Here is an 18,692-nt window from a genome sequence, read left to right as displayed (position 1 = left end):
CTCTCCCTGGGACTCTGTTTGTCCGGAAGAGTGGATTAACTGACAGGTTTGTCAATAGCGCTGCGGCGAGCCGTCAGGTCGCCGCCCTCTTGCGCAGTCGCAGCCCCGGACTGCCCGACTGGAGCACGCCGCGGCGGAACAGGCGGGCGGCGATCGTGACGGTGATGGCGACCCAGAGCAGCTGCCAGCCGATCGCCAGCAGATGCGGCCAGATCTCGGGCATGTTGGCGGCGCGGGCGACCATCGCGAAGGGCGAGCTGAACGGGAAGGCGACCGCGGCGGTGGCGAGCCAGCTGTCCGGATCGAGCGCGGTCGCCGAGGCCAAGCCCCACATCGCGACCTGGAAGATGGTGATCGGCAGCGACATCATCTGCAGCTCGCGCTGAGTCGACGCCTGGGCGCCGAGACCGAGGAACACGGCACCGAGCAGCATGTAGGAGGTCGCGAAATAGGCGAAGAACAGCAGGCCGAACATCGGCAGCCCGACCGCCGGGCCGACATCGATGAAGGCGGTGGCGAACTTGGTCGGCAGCAGCGAGCCGACATTGACGACCACCGTCCCCCAGAAGCCGAGGAACAGCAAGGCGACGCCGAACATGCCGACCAGCTTGCCGAAGAACACGCTTTCGAGCGGGACCGCGGCGGCGAGGATCTCGATCACCTTGTTCGAGCGCTCCTCCGCCATGGTGCCGACGACTTGTCCGGCGAGCAGCAGGCTGATCATGAACAGGGCGGTGGTCGCGAAGAACGCCGCCTGGCCGCGTCCGCCCGCCGACGCGCCGGGGCGGGTGACGACGATCTTGGTCGCCTCGCTCAGCGGCGCGGCGGTGCCGGCGCGCTGGGCGCGGAGCACCTGATCGGCGAGCGCGGCGAGATAGCTGGCCGAGCGGGTGCCGTTGATGCTGTGCAGGATCTGCGGCTTGTCGAGCGGGCCGTACATCACCGCATAGGTATCGCTCTCCTTGCGCTCGAACATGGCGCGGCCCTGCGCCTCGGGATTGGCGCCCGGCTTCTCGACGATCAGCCGCGCGGGTTGCTCGAGGCTACTGAACATCTTGCGCAGCTGGCGATCGGCAGCGATCGCGACGCGCGCCTGCTCGTCGCTCGCGAGCAGCACGACGCGCGCCTTCTCGTCACCGCTCTTGCTGATCGATGCGGCGGCGCCGCCGCCGACCGCGCTCAGGCCGATGAACATCATCGGCGCGAACAGGAAGATCAGGAAGGTGGGCGTGAACACGGTCGCCACGAAATCGCGGCGCGCAATCGTCAGCGTCTGGCGGATCAGGCGGGCGAGGCTGCTCATGCCTGTACCTCCACATCAAGCGCTTCCGATTCGGCGAGGGCTTTCGCGCCGACGATGCGGACGAACACGTCGTGGAGGCTGGGGCGCTCGATCGACAGGCCCGAGATGCCGTAGCCGGCGTCGATCAGCTTCACCAGCGTCGCCTCGATGCCCTCGTCGGGCAAGGTGAAGCGCCAGCCGTCGCCCTCGGGCACGGCATCGGCGGGGAGCAGCGCGCGGATGCCTTCGTGCGGGTGGTGCGGGACATAATGCGCCTTGAAGGGAAGGGTCGCGCGCGCGTCGGCGACGGTGCCTTCGAACCGCACCTTGCCGCCGGCGATGATGGTGAGTCGGTCGCAGAGGCGCTCGGCATGCGCCATGACATGGGTGGAGAAGAGGATCGTCGCGCCGCGATCGCGCTCGGCGAGGATCAGCTTCTCGAGCCGCTCCTGGTTGACCGGGTCGAGGCCGGAAAAGGGCTCGTCGAGCACCAGCAGGTCGGGCCGGTGGACGATCGATCCGAGCAACTGCACGAGCTGGGCCATGCCCTTGGAGAGCTTGCGAATCTTCTGGTCGGTGGCGTGCCCGAGGCCGGTGGCCTCCATCAGCGCGACCGCGCGGGTGCGGCCGGTGCGCCAGTCGAGCCCGCGCAGCGCGCCCATGAAGGCGATCGCCTGGATGGTCTTCATCGACGGGTAGAGGCCGCGTTCCTCGGGGAGATAGCCGATGCGGTCGCTGACCTCGCGCGGGCGGTCGTTGCCGAACACGCTGCGGGTGCCGCCATCGGGCTCGATGATGCCGAGCAGCATGCGCAGCGTGGTGGTCTTGCCCGCGCCATTGGGACCGAGCACGCCGTAGATCATGCCCTTCGGCACCGCGATGTCGATGCCGTCCACCACGCGGCGGTCACCGAAGCGCTTGACCAGGCCCGAGGCGCTGACCGCCAGATCGTCGTGCAACAAGAATCCCCTCGGCTTTCGCATCCGTGCTAGCGGGGGGTGATGCAGCAAAGCAAGTCACTCGAGACGGCGATTTGCGAGAAAGCGGCGGAGCTGGGCTTCGCGGCATGCGGAATCGCGCGTGCCGACGCGGCGCCGCTGGCGGGCGGGCGGCTGCACGAATGGCTGGCCGAGGGACGGCATGGCGACATGATCTGGATGGCCGAACGCGCGCACCATCGCGAGAGTCCGGCGGGATTGTGGCCCGAGGTGCGCAGCGTGATCTCGCTCGGCATGAGCTACGCGCCCGCCGCCGATCCGCTGGCGCTGGCGGAGACGGGCGAGCGCGGGCGGATCTCGGTCTATGCGCAGGGCGCCGACTATCACGACGTGATGAAGAAGGCGCTCAAGGCGCTCGGGCGCTGGCTGGCGCAGGAGGCGGGGTGCGATCTCAAGGTGTTCGTCGACACCGCGCCGGTGATGGAGAAGCCGCTGGCGGAGGCGGCGGGGCTGGGCTGGCAGGGCAAGCACACCAATCTAGTGAGCCGCGAGCATGGCAGTTGGCTGTTCCTAGGCGCGATCTATACGACGCTGGCGCTGGCGCCGACCGGCCCGAGCGGTGGCGGGTGCGGGTCGTGCGACGCGTGCCGGACGGCATGCCCGACCGATGCCTTTCCCGCGCCCTATCAGCTCGATGCGCGGCGCTGCATCTCCTACCTGACGATCGAGCTCAAGGGGCCGATCCCCGAGGAATTCCGCGAGAGGATCGGCAATCGCATCTATGGCTGCGACGACTGCCTGGCGGTGTGCCCGTGGAACAAGTTCGCGGCCGCGGCCGCGGCGAACCTCGCCTTCGCGCCGCGCGCCGAGCTCACCGCGCCCGAACTGGCCGAGCTGCTCGCGCTCGACGATGCCGGGTTCCGGCACGTCTTCTCGGGCTCTCCGATCAAGCGGATCGGGCGCGATCGGATGATGCGCAACTGCCTGATCGCGGCCGGCAATAGCGGCGAGCCGGCGCTGCTGCCCTCGGTGGAGGCGCTGCTCGACGACCCCGATCCGGTTGTCCGCGAGGCGGCCGAGTGGGCGCGGGAGCGGCTTACTTCCCCGCGCGGCTCGCCCTGAGCGCGGCCGCGCAGCTCGACTGGTCGATCGGCTTGCCGTCGCGCTGGCGCGTCTCGGCGAAGGTCACGGTGGCGTCGCCGCGGCCTGACTTGGGCGGATAGAGATAGGCGTCGAGCACGCAGATCGGCCCGCCGAACTGAAGCTTGCGCGCGATGCCCTCGGTCATGTCGAGCTGGGGGCGGCCGAACTGGGCGATGAGGGCGTTGGCGCTCGCCCCCATCACCGTGGTGAGCGCGGCCATGCCGGGCTGCGGCACCGGGATCGGCGCGGCGCGGACCACCGGCGGCGGCGCGGTGGCGCCACCGCAGCCCGCGAGGAGGACGAGCAGGGCGGCGGCAATCGGAACTCTCACTTGACGCTTCTCCGGTGGAACAGGTGAGTCGCCATCGCCGCGCCGAGGACAGGGGCGGCGAAGTTGACGAACGGCACGAAGAACAATGCGGTGCCCGCAGCGCCCAGCGCAAAGCGCGAAAGCCGGGTCGCACCGCGCCAGCGTGCGAGGTCCGCGGCGGGCATATGGCGCACCGCGACCATGTCGCCGAGATCGCGGCCGAGCAGCCACGAATTGACAAGGAAGAAGGCGAGCGCGGTGCCGATCCCGGTGACGAGCAGCAGGATGTAGAGCGGGGCGAGCACGAGATTGATCAGCAGCGCCCGGCCGGCGGAGCGCAGCCCCATGCCGAGCGAGCGCGCGAAACTCAGGTCGCGTGCGACGGCGAATTGCGCGGGATAGTGTTTCGCCTCGACCGCATGGACCACCTCGTCGGCGAACACGCTGATCACCGCGACCGCGATCGCGCGGAACAGCAGCCAGGCGCCGAGCAGGCCGATCAGCAGCGCCGCGGCGGCGATGAGGCTGGCGATGCTGTCGCTCGCGTCGAAATAATGGGCGACGAGCGCGTCCACCCCGAACCACAGGGCGGTGCCGAGCGCGGCGAAGATCGCCAGCGTCAGCAGCATCGATTTCACGAAAACGGCGAGGATCCGCCGGTCGCCGAGCTGGCGGATCGAGAGGAGGAAGGCCTCGAGCATCGCGGGCATGGATGGGCCGTGACGGGCGGACAAGTCAACGCAGTTGCGCAGCAAGGCCGCGTCCACTAGGCGCGCGAAAACTTTCTCCGGAGACCAATGTGACCGCACCCGCCCATGACGTCGTCGCCATCGGCAACGCCATCGTCGACGTCCTCGCCTCGGCCGAGGACAGCTTCATCGACGAGATCGGCGTCGCGAAGGGATCGATGCAGCTGATCTTTTCGCCCGAAGAGGCCGATGCGCTCTACGATCGCATGGGGCCGGGCCGCGAGGTTTCGGGCGGGTCGGCCGGCAACACCGTCGCCGGGATGGCCGCGCTGGGCAGCCGCTGCGCCTTCATCGGCCAGGTCGCCGACGACCAGCTCGGCCAGGTGTTCGCCCACGACCTGCGTGCCAGCGGGGTCGATTTCGATACCGCGGTGCGCGCCGGCCCGCCTTCGACCGCGCGCTGCCTGATCTTCGTGACGCCCGACGGGCAGCGCACGATGAACACCTTTCTCGGCGCCTCGCAGTTCCTGCCCGAGAAGGCGCTCGACCGTGACCTCATCGCCGGCGGCGCGATCCTCTATCTCGAAGGCTATCTGTGGGATCCCGAAGAGCCGCGCCAGGCGATGCGCGCGGCGATCGACATCGCGCGCGGGGCGGGGCGCAAGGTCGCCTTCACCTTGTCCGACGTCTTCTGCATCTCGCGCCACGGCGACGATTTCCGCAAGCTGATCGCCGAGGGGATGATCGACATCCTGTTCGCCAACGAGAACGAGCTGCTCGCGCTGGCCGAGACCGGGGATTGCGAGGACGCGATCGCCAGGATCGCGGCGCAGGTGCCCGTGCTGGTGGTGACGCGCAGTGAGAAGGGCGCGATCGCGGTCTCCAACGGCGAACGTGCCGAGGTGCCCGCCGAGCCGATCGACAAGGTGGTCGACACGACCGGCGCGGGCGACCTGTTCGCCGCGGGCTTCCTTCACGGACAGGCGCAGGGCTGGAGCCTCGAAAAGTCGCTCAAGCTCGGCGCGGTGTGCGCGGCGGAGATCATCAGCCATTACGGTGCGCGCGCCGAGGTCGACCTCAAGGCGCTGGCGGCGGAAAAGCTGGGCTAGGCCGCAACCCCGCGCCGCCCCGGACGTTGAGCCGCGTCTGGGAGACGTGGCATGGCGGACGGCGTATCGCCGCTGGCGAACAAGCGAGTCCTGATCACGGGCGGCGCCGGCGGCGTGGGCCGCGCGGTGGCCGAACGGATGCTCGCGGCAGGCGCGCGCGTGCTGCTCACCGATCGCGAGGAGCTGGGACTGCGGTCGCTGGTCGAGGCCTTTCCGCCGGAGCACCAGGAACGGGTTGAGACGGTGACCGCAGATCTGTCGAGTGCCCCAGGGCTGGCGCGGCTGTTCGAGCGTGTCGACGCGTGGCTCGGCGGGCTCGATATCCTCGTCGCGTGCGCGGGTGTCGGTTCGGGTCCCCTGTCGGAGATGGACGACGCCGGCTGGCGTTACGTGATCGACAGCAATCTGGTGAGCTACGTCGCCTGCACCAAGGAAGCGACCGAACGGATGCGCGCGAGCGGCAATCGTGAGGCGATGGTGATCCTGGTCGGATCGATCAGCGTGCACATCAAGGCGGTGGGCGAGAGCGTGTACAACGCGGCCAAGGGCGGCGTCGCCAGCTTCGCCGAGACGTTGCGCAAGGAACTGATCCGCGACGGGATTCGGCTGACCCTGATCGAGCCGGGCGCGATCGCTTCATCGATGCAGCCCTTTCCGCCCGAGGAGCGGCAACGGATGATGGCGGCACACAAGCTGCTGCCGCCGGAGGAGGTCGCCGACGCGATCCTGTTCGCGGCGACGCGTCCGCCGGGGATCGACGTCGTGACGCTGCGGATCGAGCCGCTCGACCAGAAGATCTTCTGACGGCGCCCGGCAAGGAAAGGGGCCGGCGGAATGCCCCGCCGGCCCCTTCTTTCGTCTCGCTCGTCGCTCAGTGCGTACCGGGCACCGGCGGATCGAGCTCTTCATATGCCTCGTGCTCGGGCACATCGATGATGCCGCGGCCGACATGGCTGCGCGAGCGGCTGTAGCCGAAATAGACCGCGAGGCCGATCGCCGCCCAGATCAGGAACAAGGTGATGCTCTTGTGATCGAGGCTGACGAACAGATAGATGCAACCGAGGATCGCGATCGGCGCGGTGAGCCACACCAGCGGGGTGCGGAACGGCCGGTGGCGCGTCGGATCGGTGCGGCGGATCACCAGCACCGCGATCGACACCGCGGCGAAGGCGAACAGCGTGCCCGAGTTGGAGATGTTGGCGAGCTGCCCCACCGGGAAGAAGGCCGCGAACAGCGCGACCGCGACGCCGGTGATGATCGTGATGACGTGCGGCGTGTTGAACTTGGGGTGAATCTTGGAGAAGGCGGCGGGAAGCAGGCCGTCGCGGCTCATCACGAAGAAGATGCGGGTCTGGCCGAACATCATCATCAGGATGACCGACGGCAGCGCGAGGCCGGCGGCGAGGCCGAGCAAGTTGCCGATCTGGGGCCAGCCGATCTCGCGCAGCGTGAACGCCAGCGCCTCCTTCGAGCAGACCACGTCCTTGAAGCCTTCGGCGGCGCGCGCGGCGCACTGGGCGGCGAGCTCGCGGCTGCCCGGCTCGAGCGCGGCGCCGGCGGCGCTGACCACCGGCTGGGTGCTGAGCCCCGGCGCGCCGACCACGCCGGCGGCGACGAGCAGATAGAAGATGGTGCAGATGGTGAGGCTGCCGATCAGGCCGATCGGCATGTTGCGCTGCGGGTTCTTGGTCTCTTCGGCCGCGGTCGACACCGCGTCGAACCCGACATAGGCGAAGAAGATCGACGCCGCGGCCATCGACACGCCGATGAAGCCGGTGGGCGCGAAGGGCGAGAACTGCTCCATGTTCATCACCGGCACCGCGAGCAGGATGAACGCGGTGAGCGCCGTCACCTTGATGATCACGAGGATCGAGTTGACGGTGGCGCTCTCCCGGGTGCCAATCACCAGCAGCCAGGTGACGAGGCCGGCGATCGCCATCGCAGGGAGGTTGATCATGCCGCCGTCGAAGGGCCCCGCGACGAGATTGTCGGGTATGTCGATCGCGAGCGTGTGCTCGAGCAGGCCGACGACATAGCCCGACCAGCCCACCGACACCGCGCCCGCGGCGACGGCATATTCGAGGATCAGCGCCCAGCCGACCATCCAGGCGATCAGCTCGCCCATCACGGCATAGCTATAGGTGTAGGCCGAGCCGGAGACGGGCACCATCGCCGACATTTCCGCATAGCAGAGCGCGGCGAAGGCGCAGACCACGCCCGCGATGATGAAGCTCAGCATCATCGCCGGGCCGGCTTTCTGCGCGGCCTCGGCGGTCAGGACGAAGATGCCGGTGCCGATTACCGCGCCGATGCCCAGCATGGTGAGCTGGAAGGCGCCGAGCGACCGGTGGAGCGACTTCTTCTCCGCGGTGGCCAGAATGGCGTCGAGTGGCTTAACGCGCCCAAAAATCATGCAGCGATCCAATCCCCCTAGGCGGCGTGGCCCTTGCCATCGCCGCGGATACGAAAGCCGGGAGCCTAAACGCAAATCGGGGGCGCGCAATCCCCCAAAAGCTCGGCTTATCGCGCTAGCATTGGACCCAGCGGCTTGCCGGCGAAGACATGGACGTGGAGGTGCGGCACTTCCTGTCCCGAATCGACGCCGACATTGGCGAGCAGGCGGTAGCCGGGTTCGACCGCGCCGGCCTGGCGCGCGACGATCCCCACGGCGCGGACGAAGCCCGCGATCTCGGCATCCGACGCGCGCGCGGAAAAATCGTCCCACGAGACATAGGGGCCGCGCGGGATCACCAGCAGGTGCGTCGGCGCCAGCGGGTTGATGTCGTGGAAAGCGACGGCATGCTCGTCCTCATAGACTCGCTTCGAGGGGATCTCGTCGCGGAGGATCTTCGCGAAGATGTTCTGGTCGTCGTATGGCAGAGTCGGGTCGATCGGCATGGTCTAGGCTCCTGCGGGACGGCTGGCCTTTTCGTCGATTCCGGAAATGCCTTCGCGGCGGGCGAGCTCGGCGCGGACGTCGTCGAGGCTGAGCCCCGTATCGGCGAGCAGGACGAGGAGGTGGAAGACGAGGTCGGCGGCCTCGCCGGCGAGGCCTTGGCGATCGTCCTGGACCGCGGCGATCGCGGCCTCGACCGCCTCTTCGCCCAGCTTCTGCGCGATCTTGGCGCGGCCTTTGGCCGTGAGCCTGGCGACATAGGAGGTGGACGGATCGCCGTGGCGGCGCTCGCGGATCACCTGTTCCAGCGTGTCGAGGATGTCGGAGGCCATGTCCGCGCAGTCGGGCAGGCGGCGGGCGCTGTCAATCCTTGGGCTGGCGCTTGCGGCGGCGCATCGCGCGCTGGGCGAGCCAGATGCCGCCCGCGGCCATCGCGGCGAGCGCGAGATCGGACAGCTCGGGCATCGAGCGGCGCGTGATCGCTCCACCGTGCGCGGCGAACGCGGGCGCGGCGGCGAGCAGCAGCAGGGGCAGGGCGCGAAGCATGAAAATCACCTAGCCGCGGCGTCGCTGCCAAAGCGTTAACCGTGGCTGCGGACCGGGATCCCTGCGGCAGCGAGCGCGGCATGCGCGTCGGCGATCGACGCCTCGCCGAAATGGAAGATGGAGGCGGCGAGCACGGCGCTGGCGTGGCCGTCGCGGATGCCGGCGACGAGGTGGTCGAGATTGCCGACGCCGCCCGAGGCGACGACGGGGACGGTCACCTGGTCGGCGATGGTGCGGATCAACTCGAGGTCGTAGCCGTCGCGCGTGCCGTCGCGATCCATCGAGGTGAGCAGCAGCTCGCCCGCGCCGAGCCTCGCGAGGTTGAGGGCATGCTCGACCGCGTCGATCCCGGTGGGCTTGCGGCCGCCATGGGTGAACACCTCCCAGCGGGCGGGCTCGACCTGGCGCGCATCGACCGAGGCGACGACGCACTGGCTGCCGAAGCGGTCGGCGATCTCGCTCACCATCTCAGGGCGGGTGACGGCGGCGGAGTTGACCGCGACCTTGTCCGCCCCGGCGAGCAGCAGCGCGCGCGCATCCTCGGCCGAGCGCACGCCGCCGCCGACGGTGAGCGGCATGAAGCACACCTCGGCGGTGCGGCGCACCACGTCGATGATCGTGCCGCGCGCCTCGTGGCTGGCGGTGATGTCGAGGAAGCAGAGCTCGTCGGCGCCGGCGGCGTCATAGGCACGCGCCTGCTCGACCGGATCGCCGGCATCGCGCAGATTGACGAAGTTCACGCCCTTGACGACGCGGCCATTGGCGACATCGAGGCAGGGAATGACGCGCGCGCGGACGGTCATTGTTCGACTTTGGCCGCGGCTTTCAGCGCCTCGGCGAGGTCGAGGCGCCCGTCGTAGAGCGCACGGCCGGTGATGACGCCTTCGATGCCGGGCTGGCCGACCAGCGCGTGGATGTCCTCGATCCCGGCGACGCCGCCGCTGGCGATGACAGGAATCGAGACCTCGGCGGCGAGTGCCGTGGTCGCCTCGACATTGCAGCCCTTGAGCAGCCCGTCGCGGCCGACATCGGTGAACAGCAGGGCGGCGACGCCGGCGTCCTCGAAGCGGTGGCCGAGCTCGGCGACCGAGACGGCGGAGACGTCGGCCCAGCCCTTGGTCGCTACGAAGCCGTCGCGGGCGTCGACCGCGACGACGATCCGGCCGGGATGGGCGGCGGCGGCCTCGCGCACGAAATCGGGGTCCTCGAGCGCAGCGGTGCCGATCACGACGCGGCTCACGCCCATGTCGATCCAGCGCTCGACCGACGCGCGGTTGCGGATGCCGCCGCCGAGCTGCACCTTGCCGGGAAAGCGCGCGAGGATCGCGGCGACCGCGCCGCCATTGATCGATTCGCCCGCGAACGCGCCATCCAGGTCGACGACGTGGAGGTGAGTCGCGCCCGCCCTGGCGAAGGCATCGGCCTGCGCGGCGGGGTTTTCGCCATAGACGGTGGCACGCGCCATATCGCCCTCGGCGAGACGGACGACCTGGCCGGCTTTCAAGTCGATGGCGGGAAAGACGATCAAGTCAGGAACTCCTTCAAGGGCGCCACCTCAGGAAACGTTCGAGCAACGCCAGGCCGTAGCGCTGGCTCTTTTCGGGATGGAACTGCACCCCGGCGAAATTGTCGCGGCCGATCGCGGCGGCGACCGGGCCGCCGTGCTCGGTGGTCGCGAGCACGGCCTCGCCCGAATAGGCGAAGCTGTGCAGGAAATAGGCCTCGCCCGGCTCGATCAGCGGGTGGGGAACAAGCGGAATGACATCGTTCCAGCCCATATGCGGCACGCGGACGCCATCGGCCGGAAGCTCGCGCACGGTGCCATCGAGCCAGCCAAGGCCCTGATGCGTGCCGAGCTCCTCGCCCGCCTTCGCGAGCAATTGCATGCCGACGCAGACGCCGAGGAACGGCGCGCCCCCACGCAGCACGCGCTGGTCGAGCGCCTCGACCATGCCCGGAATCGCGCGCAGCCCCGAGGCGCAGGCGCCGAACGCGCCGACGCCGGGCAGGACGATGCGATCGGCCTTCGTCACGGCATCCGCGTCGGCCGTAACGGCGACGTCCACGGCGCCCGCTGCCTTCAGCGCATTGTGGACCGAGTGGAGATTGCCCGCGCCATAGTCGATCAGCGCGACGGTCACTGGCCGAGCGCCTCCAGCCCCGGCGCGAGGATCGAGGGCGCAACCTCGATGAATTCATACTCGGCGGCGCCCTCGGTCGCGAACGGATCGGTCGCAGCCCAGGCCTTCGCCTCGTCGAGCGTGCCGCGTACCAGCAGCATGCCCCCCGTGACCGGCACCTTGCGCCCGGCGAGCAGCAGCCGGCCATCGGCGAGCCCCTGTTTCAGCCAGTCGACATGCGCGGAGCGGAGCGCGTCGATCGTCTCTATCGGCACCTTGTAGCCCAGCAGCACCGCGATCATCAGAGCGTCCCCTTGGTCGAGGGGATCGCGTCGGCCTTGCGCGGATCGATCTCGACCGCCTGGCGCAGCGCGCGGGCGAGGCCCTTGAACGCGGCCTCGGCGATATGGTGGTTGTTCTGGCCGTAGAGCGTCTCGACGTGCAGGGTCACGCACGCAGTCTGCGCGAAGCTGTGGAACCAGTGCTCGAACATCTCGGTGTCCATCTCGCCGAGGCGCTTCTGGCTGAATTCGGTCTTCCACACGAGAAAGGGCCGGCCGGAGATGTCGATCGCGACGCGAGTCAGCGTCTCGTCCATCGGCGAGAGCGCGTCGGCGTAGCGGCGGATGCCGCGCTTGTCGCCCAGCGCCTCCGCGATCGCGGCGCCGATCGCGAGGCCGGTATCCTCGACCGTGTGGTGCTGGTCGATGTGCAGGTCGCCCACGGTCTTGACGTCGAGGTCGATCAGCGAATGGCGCGAGAGCTGTTCGAGCATGTGGTCGAAGAAGCCAATGCCGGTCGAGACATGATAGGTCCCGGTGCCGTCGAGATTGACGGTCACGTCGACCGAGGTTTCGCTGGTCTTGCGGCTGATCGTCGCGGTGCGCATGGCCGCTCCATAGCGCTGTCACGGAGGCATGCAATGATGGCACAGCTATGTGAAGCCGCAGTTCATCTTGACCGCTGCCGTGCGCACTGTAGGCAATGGTCACATGAGTGGTAGCGTGCCTGACAGCCTGATTCCCTATGACGAGATCGTGCAGGAGGCCCTGCGCGCCGTGGTCGGTCGCGTGCTCGACCAGGTCGCGGCGACCGGCGCGCTGCCCGGGGCGCATCATTTCTACATCACCTTCAAGACCCGCGCACCGGGTGTGGACATCCCCGACCGGCTGATCGAGCGCTTCCCGGACGAGATGACGATCGTCCTCCAGCACCGCTTCTGGGACCTCAAGGTCGACGACGAGCGCTTCTCGGTGGGCTTGAGCTTCAACCAGATCCCCTCGACATTGGTGATCCCGTTCGCGGCGATCACCGGCTTCCACGACCCGGCGGTCAATTTCGAGCTGCGCTTCCAGGCGGCCGAGGACCCCGACGGCCCCGAGCCGCACGAAGAGGCCGAGAATGACGGTCCCGCGGTGACCCCGGTGGAGGACGGATCCAACGTCGTGGCGGTGGACTTCAAGCGGAAGAAATAGCGCGCTGTCACCCCAGCGACCCGAAGGGCGATCGAAGGACAACGCCGGGGTCTTGTGCCGTAAGGGTTGCGCTTGCCGCCTGAGATCCCAGCTTTCGCTGGGATGACGAGGAGCAGCATGTGACGCAGACCCGCACCGAAACCGACTCGATCGGCATGATCGAGGTGCCGGCGGACGCCTATTGGGGCGCGCAGACCCAGCGCAGCATCGAGAATTTCCCGTTCGGGCCGACCGAGCGCATGCCGGTCGGCATCGTCCATGCGCAGGCGATCGTGAAGCAGGCGGCGGCGCGGGTGAACGCTCGACATGGCCTGAAGCCCGAGATCGTCGCGGCGATCGAGGACGCCACGCAGGCGATCGTCGCGGGCGAGCTCGACGACCAGTTCCCGCTGGTCATCTGGCAGACGGGTTCCGGCACCCAGACCAACATGAACGTGAACGAAGTGATTGCGGGCTACGCCAACGAGAAGCTCGCGGGGAAGCGCGGCGGCAAGGCGCCCGTCCATCCCAACGATCACGTCAACATGAGCCAGTCGTCGAACGACAGCTTCCCCACCGCGCTCCATGTCGCGACGGTGCTGGCGACGCGCGACATGCTGGTGCCGGCGCTGGAGAGGCTGACCGCCTCGCTCGCCGCCAAGGCGAAGGCGTGGGACCATATCGTCAAGATCGGCCGCACCCATACGCAAGACGCGACGCCGCTGACGCTGGGACAGGAATTCTCTGGCTATGCCGCGCAGCTGGCGAGCTGCCGGGCGCGGATCGAGGGGGCGCTGGACGGCAATATCCGCAAGCTCGCGATCGGCGGCACCGCCGTCGGAACCGGGCTCAACGCGCCCGAAGGCTGGGCGGAGGACATGGTGGCGGCGATCAGCGAGATCACCGGCACGCAGTTCGAAAGCGCGCCCAACAAGTTCGAGCAGCTGGCGGCCAAGGATGGGCTCGTCTTCTTCTCGGGGGCGCTCAACACGCTGGCCGTGGCGCTCAACAAGATCGCCAACGACATCCGCTTCCTTGGCTCCGGGCCCCGCTCCGGGCTGGGCGAGCTGTCGCTGCCGGCCAACGAGCCGGGCAGCTCGATCATGCCGGGCAAGGTCAACCCGACTCAGTGCGAATCGCTGACGATGGTCGCGGCGCAGGTGATCGGGAACCACCAGGCGGTGACGGTCGGCGGGATGCAAGGGCATTTCGAGCTCAACGTGTTCATGCCGCTGATCGGTGCGACCGTGCTGCGCTCGATTCATCTGCTTGCCGTCGGCATGACGAGCTTCGCCGAGCGCTGCGTTGACGGGATCCAGGCGAACGAGCGGCAGATCGCCGATCTGGTGGGCCGCTCGCTGATGCTCGTCACCGCGCTGGCGCCCGAGATCGGCTATGACAATGCCGCGAAGATCGCCAAGGTCGCCCATGCCGAGGGACTGACGCTGCGCGAGGCGGGCCTGAAGCTCGGGCTGGTCGACGAGGCCACGTTCGACCGGCTGGTGCGGCCCGAGACGATGGTCGGCCGCTAGAAGTCACCCCGGGTTCATGGAACCCTCGCGAGAACCCTCGGTTGATAGGTCCGAACAAAGTCAAAAGGAATCAGCATGATCGGCAAGGTTATCGGTGCATTGGTCGGACGCGAGATCGATCGGCGCGACGGCAGCGGCGGCGCCAAGGGTGCCGCGCTCGGCTGGCTGGCGGCGGGCGCGATGAAGCGACTGGGGCCGCTCGGACTGGCGCTGGGCGGGGCTTATGTGGCCAAGAAGATGTATGACCGGCGCAAGGCGTCGCGCGGCAAGTAACGCCGCCGCTTGACGGACAAGGCGTGCCCGCGCCAATGGCGGGCATGGCGCATCGCGAATCCAAGTTCGAATTCGATCGCAGGGGGGTGCTGTTCGTGCTCTCCTCGCCCTCCGGCGCGGGCAAGTCGACCATCGCGCGCAAGCTGCTCGAGGCCGAGCCGGCCATGGGCATCTCCATCTCCGCGACCACCCGGCCGATCCGCGAGGGCGAGCAGGATGGGCGCGAATATCATTTCGTGAGCACCGAGACGTTCAAGGAAATGGCCGCGCGGCACGAGTTCCTCGAATGGGCGCACGTCTTCAACTATCGCTACGGCACGCCGCGCGCGCCGGTGAAGAAGATGCTGGCCGAGGGGCAGGACGTGCTGTTCGACGTCGACTGGCAGGGCGCGCAGCAGCTGTTCCAGCTCGAGGGCGGCGACGTGGTGCGCGTGTTCATCGTGCCGCCCTCGCTCACCGAGCTGGAAAAGCGCCTGCGCGACCGCAACACCGACAGCGAGGACGTGATCCAATACCGCATGAAGCGCGCCGAACGCGAGCTCAGCCACTGGGACGGCTATGACTATGTCGTGGTCAACGACGACCTGGATGCGTGCTTCGAGAAGGTCCATACGATCCTGCAGGCCGAGCGCGAGAAGCGCTCGCGCAAGCCGGGCCTGATCGGGTTCATCCGCGAGCGGCAGGAAGAAGCGGTCGCCATGGGGCTGGCGTCGCGCTAGGCTGCGTCCCCTGAACAAGGGGAGAGGCAAGATGCCAAGAGCTGTTCTGGGTGGCCTGCTGGGCGGGATCGCCATGTGGATCGTCGGCTTCATTTTCTGGGGAACGCCGCTCAGCCTGATCGCGGTGACCGGCACCGGCGACGCCGCGAGCGCTTCGGTGCAGGCGGCGCTGGCGCAGCATCTCGGGCCGACGGGAAGCGGCGCCTATCCCATCCCGTGGCCGGGCACGCCTTCGGGCACGCAGATGTACGGCCAGGGGCCGGTGGCGATGGTGCTGTTCAACGCGCACGGCTTCGCATTGCCCGACACCGCGGCGCTGATCAGCGGCCTGATCCTGGGAATCGTCTGCGCGCTGCTGCTCGCGTTCGTGCTGGTGCGGGTGACGGTTGGGATGAGCTTCGGCGGACGGGTGACGGTGGTCGGGCTATTCGCAGTCGCGATCACCGCCTACAGCCAGCTCGGCCAGCCGATCTTCAATCATGCGCCATGGGGCTATTTCGTCTATCTATGGATCAGCGAGGTCGCCGGATGGCTGGCGGCAGGCGCGGTGATCGCGTGGCTGCTGCCGAAACCGGTGGTAGCGGCGGCGACGCCGGCCGAAGCGCCGCTAGAGTAAGGACAGGAAGCACGCGCCCGCGTCGAAATCGGCGCGGCGCGCGGCGCGGGCCTTGCGGGCGAGATCGTCCTCCCCCCAATGCTCGGCCTGCCAGTCCTCGTCGAGATTGGCGGCGGACCAGATGTCCTCGGGCGTCGCCGCGCCTTCGAGCAGCGCCAGTGCGGCGATCAGCGAACCGGTGACGGTGACGAGTGGCGACAGCGCCGCCAGCTCGAACGGGGAGCGCGCGGCGACCGCCTCGGCGAGCTTGGCGATCGTCTCGGGCGACTGCGGGCGGTGCATCACGCCGGTGGTGGTGACCGGATCCACGCCGTAGCGGGCGCGCGCCCAGTCGAGCAGCGGGTCCCAAGCGGCCTGCTGGCGCAACTGCAATTCGAGCGGGTGGTCGGCGCGGTAGCAGAGCAGGTCGCTCTCGCCATACTTGGCGAGGCCGGCGGCGAAGGTCGCGGAATCGGGCGCGATGCGGTCGATCGCGGCGTTGGCGAGGCCGGTGAGCGGCATCGCGCGCGGATCGATCGTCTCGCCGACCGCGCGCCACTCTTCGGCCACCGCCTCCGCCAGCGCGAGCGTGGGCAAGGTGAGCGGGACGCGGCCGGGCGTGCGGACCGGCCTGCCGTCGAGATGGATGTCGTGGCCGCCCGCCGCTGGAATGGCGGCGGCGTCCTTCCAGAAACGCTTCATGAATTACGGGTCCGGCGTGGTCGGGGTGCGCCAGCGGCGTGCCATCGCGCGGGGGACGACGGCGATGCAGTAGAGGCCCGAGAGCAGGATCGCGGCGCCGAGGATGCGCAGCCACATCGTGTCGGTCTTGGCCATGATCGCCAGGCCGAACACCGCGCCGGCCACGGCCAGCATCTCGGCGAAGACCATCGCGAAATAGCGGTTGCGGGCGGGATCCTCGGTCATAACGCCTCCAGCAGCGCAGGCAGGTCGCGCGCGTGCGTGGAGACGTGGCGGGCGCCGGCTGCCGTCAATTCATGCGCTTCGTGATAGCCCCACGCAACCCCGACCGCGTGCGTGCCGGCATTGAGCGCCATTGCGATGTCGAAGCTGGTGTCGCCGATCATCGCGGTGGTCTCCGGCGCGGCGCCGGCTTCGGCGATCGCGGCCTCGAGCATCGCCGGGTGCGGCTTGGAGGGGTGGCGGTCGGCGGTCTGCAGCGTGACGAAGCGGTGCGTCAGGCCATGATGCTCGAGGATCAGCGCGAGGCCGCGGTCGGACTTGCCGGTGGCGACGCCGAGCATCCAGTCGGCATCGTCGAGCACCGCGATCGCCTCGGCCACGCCGTCGAACAGCGGCTCGGGATCGAGCGCACGGTCGGCGCGCATCGCGTGGAAGGCGCGCTTGTAATCCTCCGCCATCGCCTCGTGCTGGCGCGCATCGGCGTCGGGGAGCAGCGCGGCGATCGCCGGGATCAGGCTGAGGCCGACGATGCGGCGGATCGAATTGCGGTGCGGCGGATCGAGCCGGTGGGTGGCGAAGCACGCCTCCATCGCGCGGCAGATATTGGCTTGCGAATCGACGAGCGTGCCGTCGCAGTCGAACACGGCGAGGCGGTTCATTTCTTCTTGGGCTTCCCGGGCTTCGCCGGCTTGTCACCCCGGCCGCGCCGCTCGCCGCGGCGTTCCTTGCGCACGGTCTTGGCGTGGGCCTTGGCCTTGGCCTTTTCCTGCTCGCGGGTCGGCGGGGCCTTTTCGTCGACGGGCAGATTGTCGCCGTCGGCGATGTCGAAGCCGAGGCTCGCCAGCGTCTCGGCGAAATGGGTGGGGAGATCGGCGGTGACGTCGAGCTTGCCGCCGTCCGGATGGTCGATGCGGATACGGCGCGAATGGAGGTGCATCTTGCGCGAGATGCTACCCGAGAGGAACGCCTCGGCGAGGCCGTACTTCCCGTCGCCGACGATCGGATGCCCGATCGCCGCCATGTGGACGCGCAGCTGGTGGGTGCGTCCGGTGTGCGGCTGAAGCTCGACCCAGGCTGCACGGTTGCCTGCTCGATCGATCACCCGATAGCGCGTGCGCGCGGGCTGGCCCTCTTCCTCGTCGACATGCATCTTCTCGCCGCCGGTGCCGGGCTGCTTGGCGAGGGGGAGGTCGATGAAGCCATCCTCGATGCTCGGCACGCCGACCACCACCGCCCAATAAGTCTTGCGTGCGGTGCGGCCCGAGAAGCTCTTCGAGAAATAGGCGGCGGCGCGAGCGGTACGGGCGAGGACCAGCGCGCCCGACGTGTCCTTGTCGAGCCGGTGGACGAGCTTGGGCCGCGTATCGAGGTCGAAATAGAGGCCGTCGAGCAGCTGGTCGACATGGTCGTGAGTCTTGGTGCCGCCCTGCGTCGCGAGGCCCGGCGGCTTGTTGAGCACGATCGCCTGTGCGTCGCGGTGGATCACCATCGATTCGGCGAATTCGATTTGCTCGGGCGTGAGTTGCGGACGCGCCTTTCTGGGCTTGGCGGCGGCGGGTTGCGGGGCCTCGGCCGGGGGGACGCGAATCACCTGGCCGGCCTGGATGCGCTCGCCCGGCGTGGCGCGCGCGCCATCGAGGCGGAGCTGGCCGGTGCGCGCCCAGCGCGAGACGATGTTGAAGCTGGTGTCGGGCAGATGCCGCTTGAACCAGCGGTCGAGCCGGATGCCGTCATCGTCGATGCCGACGGTGAATTGGCGGACATTGGCGTCGCTCATACCGTCACCCGGGCAAGCTGAAGGCCGGCGAACAGCGCGGCGATCGAGCCGACCACCGAGGCGAGGATGTAGAGCAGGGCGACGCCATGGTCGCCGCGCTGGAGCATGTTGGCGGTCTCGAGCGAGAAGGCGGAGAAGGTGGTGTAGCCGCCGAGCACGCCGACGCCGAGCAGGTAGCGCAGCGCTTCGTCCCCGCTCGACCGCGCCGCGAGCCAGCCGGCGAGCAGGCCCATCAGCATGCCGCCCACGAGGTTCACGATCAGTGTGCCCCAGGGAAAGCCCGGCCCCCACAAAGCGAGCGCGGCGCGGCCGGTCAGGTGTCGCGCCCCGGCGCCGATCGCGCCGCCGAGCATGACGAGGAGGAGGTGGTTCATCCCGCGGCACT

The 18,692-nt window shown here is 68.8% G+C and carries 26 protein-coding genes; 8 read left to right on the top strand and 18 right to left on the bottom strand.

Features of this window, described 5'->3' with window-relative positions:
- Nucleotides 1-73 precede the first annotated feature (73 nt).
- On the bottom strand, nt 74-1,303 hold the full coding sequence (locus tag ACO227_RS00555) for an ABC transporter permease (protein ID WP_423604417.1): 1,230 nt from the start codon (nt 1,301-1,303) through the stop codon (nt 74-76).
- Entirely contained in the window at nt 1,300-2,265 is a 966-nt protein-coding gene (locus ACO227_RS00550) for an ABC transporter ATP-binding protein (RefSeq protein WP_423604415.1), read from the bottom strand. The genes ACO227_RS00555 and ACO227_RS00550 overlap by 4 nt, the downstream gene beginning before the upstream one ends.
- Before the next feature lie 18 nt (nt 2,266-2,283).
- Between ACO227_RS00550 and queG the strand changes: the two genes are divergently transcribed.
- Nucleotides 2,284-3,342: a tRNA epoxyqueuosine(34) reductase QueG gene (queG, locus tag ACO227_RS00545; protein WP_423604414.1), complete on the top strand. Its 1,059-nt coding sequence runs from the start codon at nt 2,284-2,286 to the stop codon at nt 3,340-3,342.
- On the opposite strand, the gene ACO227_RS00540 is transcribed toward queG, so the two are convergent.
- Entirely contained in the window at nt 3,317-3,694 is a 378-nt protein-coding gene (locus tag ACO227_RS00540) for a hypothetical protein (RefSeq protein ID WP_423604412.1), read from the bottom strand. The genes queG and ACO227_RS00540 overlap by 26 nt on opposite strands.
- Complete coding sequence (locus tag ACO227_RS00535; RefSeq protein WP_423604410.1) at nt 3,691-4,383, bottom strand: EI24 domain-containing protein; 693 nt, start codon at nt 4,381-4,383, stop codon at nt 3,691-3,693. The genes ACO227_RS00540 and ACO227_RS00535 overlap by 4 nt, the downstream gene beginning before the upstream one ends.
- 89 nt (nt 4,384-4,472) lie before the next feature.
- Here ACO227_RS00535 and ACO227_RS00530 point away from each other — a divergent pair, with 89 nt between their 5' ends.
- Nucleotides 4,473-5,471, top strand: coding sequence for an adenosine kinase (locus tag ACO227_RS00530; protein ID WP_423604409.1), 999 nt, complete (start codon nt 4,473-4,475; stop codon nt 5,469-5,471).
- Between the two features lie 51 nt (nt 5,472-5,522).
- Nucleotides 5,523-6,275, top strand: coding sequence for an SDR family oxidoreductase (locus ACO227_RS00525; RefSeq protein ID WP_423604407.1), 753 nt, complete (start codon nt 5,523-5,525; stop codon nt 6,273-6,275).
- Nucleotides 6,276-6,342: 67 nt separating this feature from the next.
- Here ACO227_RS00525 and ACO227_RS00520 read toward each other — a convergent pair whose 3' ends face one another.
- The 9 genes from ACO227_RS00520 to hisB all read right to left on the bottom strand — a co-directional run bounded on the left by ACO227_RS00520 (nt 6,343) and on the right by hisB (nt 11,922).
- Nucleotides 6,343-7,884: an amino acid permease gene (locus tag ACO227_RS00520; protein WP_423604405.1), complete on the bottom strand. Its 1,542-nt coding sequence runs from the start codon at nt 7,882-7,884 to the stop codon at nt 6,343-6,345.
- A 107-nt stretch (nt 7,885-7,991) separates the two neighbouring features.
- Nucleotides 7,992-8,369, bottom strand: coding sequence for a histidine triad nucleotide-binding protein (locus ACO227_RS00515; protein WP_423604404.1), 378 nt, complete (start codon nt 8,367-8,369; stop codon nt 7,992-7,994).
- Nucleotides 8,370-8,372: 3 nt separating this feature from the next.
- Nucleotides 8,373-8,699, bottom strand: coding sequence for a phosphoribosyl-ATP diphosphatase (locus tag ACO227_RS00510; protein WP_423604403.1), 327 nt, complete (start codon nt 8,697-8,699; stop codon nt 8,373-8,375).
- A gap of 31 nt (nt 8,700-8,730) precedes the next feature.
- A complete protein-coding gene (locus ACO227_RS00505) occupies nt 8,731-8,913 on the bottom strand; it encodes a hypothetical protein (RefSeq protein WP_423604402.1) in 183 nt (60 codons plus the stop codon).
- A gap of 35 nt (nt 8,914-8,948) precedes the next feature.
- Nucleotides 8,949-9,716 carry an imidazole glycerol phosphate synthase subunit HisF gene (hisF, locus tag ACO227_RS00500; protein ID WP_423604400.1) on the bottom strand — a complete coding sequence of 256 codons (768 nt, stop codon included), beginning with the start codon at nt 9,714-9,716 and terminating at the stop codon, nt 8,949-8,951.
- A complete protein-coding gene (gene hisA, locus ACO227_RS00495) occupies nt 9,713-10,441 on the bottom strand; it encodes a 1-(5-phosphoribosyl)-5-[(5-phosphoribosylamino)methylideneamino]imidazole-4-carboxamide isomerase (protein ID WP_423604398.1) in 729 nt (242 codons plus the stop codon). Before hisA ends, hisF begins: the two co-directional genes overlap by 4 nt.
- A gap of 13 nt (nt 10,442-10,454) precedes the next feature.
- Nucleotides 10,455-11,054 (bottom strand): imidazole glycerol phosphate synthase subunit HisH, encoded by a 600-nt coding sequence (gene hisH / locus ACO227_RS00490; RefSeq protein ID WP_423604396.1) that lies wholly within the window; start codon nt 11,052-11,054, stop codon nt 10,455-10,457.
- Entirely contained in the window at nt 11,051-11,335 is a 285-nt protein-coding gene (locus ACO227_RS00485) for a YciI family protein (RefSeq protein ID WP_423604395.1), read from the bottom strand. Before ACO227_RS00485 ends, hisH begins: the two co-directional genes overlap by 4 nt.
- Nucleotides 11,335-11,922 carry an imidazoleglycerol-phosphate dehydratase HisB gene (gene hisB, locus ACO227_RS00480; protein ID WP_423604393.1) on the bottom strand — a complete coding sequence of 196 codons (588 nt, stop codon included), beginning with the start codon at nt 11,920-11,922 and terminating at the stop codon, nt 11,335-11,337. The genes ACO227_RS00485 and hisB overlap by 1 nt, the downstream gene beginning before the upstream one ends.
- Nucleotides 11,923-12,025: 103 nt before the next feature.
- Here hisB and ACO227_RS00475 point away from each other — a divergent pair, with 103 nt between their 5' ends.
- The 5 genes from ACO227_RS00475 to ACO227_RS00455 all read left to right on the top strand — a co-directional run bounded on the left by ACO227_RS00475 (nt 12,026) and on the right by ACO227_RS00455 (nt 15,627).
- Entirely contained in the window at nt 12,026-12,508 is a 483-nt protein-coding gene (locus ACO227_RS00475) for an SspB family protein (RefSeq protein ID WP_423604391.1), read from the top strand.
- A gap of 119 nt (nt 12,509-12,627) precedes the next feature.
- Nucleotides 12,628-14,019: a class II fumarate hydratase gene (fumC, locus tag ACO227_RS00470; RefSeq protein ID WP_423604390.1), complete on the top strand. Its 1,392-nt coding sequence runs from the start codon at nt 12,628-12,630 to the stop codon at nt 14,017-14,019.
- A 75-nt stretch (nt 14,020-14,094) separates the two neighbouring features.
- A complete protein-coding gene (locus ACO227_RS00465; RefSeq protein ID WP_423604388.1) occupies nt 14,095-14,292 on the top strand; it encodes a hypothetical protein in 198 nt (65 codons plus the stop codon).
- A gap of 44 nt (nt 14,293-14,336) precedes the next feature.
- Nucleotides 14,337-15,011, top strand: coding sequence for a guanylate kinase (gene gmk, locus ACO227_RS00460; protein WP_423604386.1), 675 nt, complete (start codon nt 14,337-14,339; stop codon nt 15,009-15,011).
- Nucleotides 15,012-15,042: 31 nt separating this feature from the next.
- Nucleotides 15,043-15,627 carry a hypothetical protein gene (locus tag ACO227_RS00455; protein ID WP_423604384.1) on the top strand — a complete coding sequence of 195 codons (585 nt, stop codon included), beginning with the start codon at nt 15,043-15,045 and terminating at the stop codon, nt 15,625-15,627.
- Here ACO227_RS00455 and ACO227_RS00450 read toward each other — a convergent pair.
- From ACO227_RS00450 to crcB, 5 genes are read right to left on the bottom strand one after another with little or no spacing between them, the layout of a single operon-like run.
- Nucleotides 15,619-16,308 (bottom strand): ATP12 family chaperone protein, encoded by a 690-nt coding sequence (locus tag ACO227_RS00450; RefSeq protein ID WP_423604382.1) that lies wholly within the window; start codon nt 16,306-16,308, stop codon nt 15,619-15,621. The two genes, ACO227_RS00455 and ACO227_RS00450, sit on opposite strands and share 9 nt — an antisense overlap.
- Before the next feature lie 3 nt (nt 16,309-16,311).
- Nucleotides 16,312-16,533 (bottom strand): hypothetical protein, encoded by a 222-nt coding sequence (locus ACO227_RS00445; RefSeq protein ID WP_423604380.1) that lies wholly within the window; start codon nt 16,531-16,533, stop codon nt 16,312-16,314.
- Nucleotides 16,530-17,189: an HAD-IA family hydrolase gene (locus ACO227_RS00440; protein ID WP_423604378.1), complete on the bottom strand. Its 660-nt coding sequence runs from the start codon at nt 17,187-17,189 to the stop codon at nt 16,530-16,532. Before ACO227_RS00440 ends, ACO227_RS00445 begins: the two co-directional genes overlap by 4 nt.
- Nucleotides 17,186-18,307, bottom strand: a complete 1,122-nt coding sequence (locus ACO227_RS00435; RefSeq protein WP_423604376.1) for an RluA family pseudouridine synthase — start codon at nt 18,305-18,307, stop codon at nt 17,186-17,188. The genes ACO227_RS00440 and ACO227_RS00435 overlap by 4 nt, the downstream gene beginning before the upstream one ends.
- The gene (gene crcB, locus ACO227_RS00430; protein ID WP_423604374.1) at nt 18,304-18,681 is read right to left on the bottom strand and encodes a fluoride efflux transporter CrcB; all 378 of its coding nucleotides are present in this window, start codon (nt 18,679-18,681) and stop codon (nt 18,304-18,306) included. Before crcB ends, ACO227_RS00435 begins: the two co-directional genes overlap by 4 nt.
- Nucleotides 18,682-18,692: the final 11 nt, after the last annotated feature.

The sequence above is a fragment of the Sphingomonas sp. MS122 genome, assembly GCF_049532975.1.
GTDB lineage: Bacteria > Pseudomonadota > Alphaproteobacteria > Sphingomonadales > Sphingomonadaceae > Sphingomonas.
This window is presented reverse-complemented; position numbering and strand designations above follow the sequence as displayed.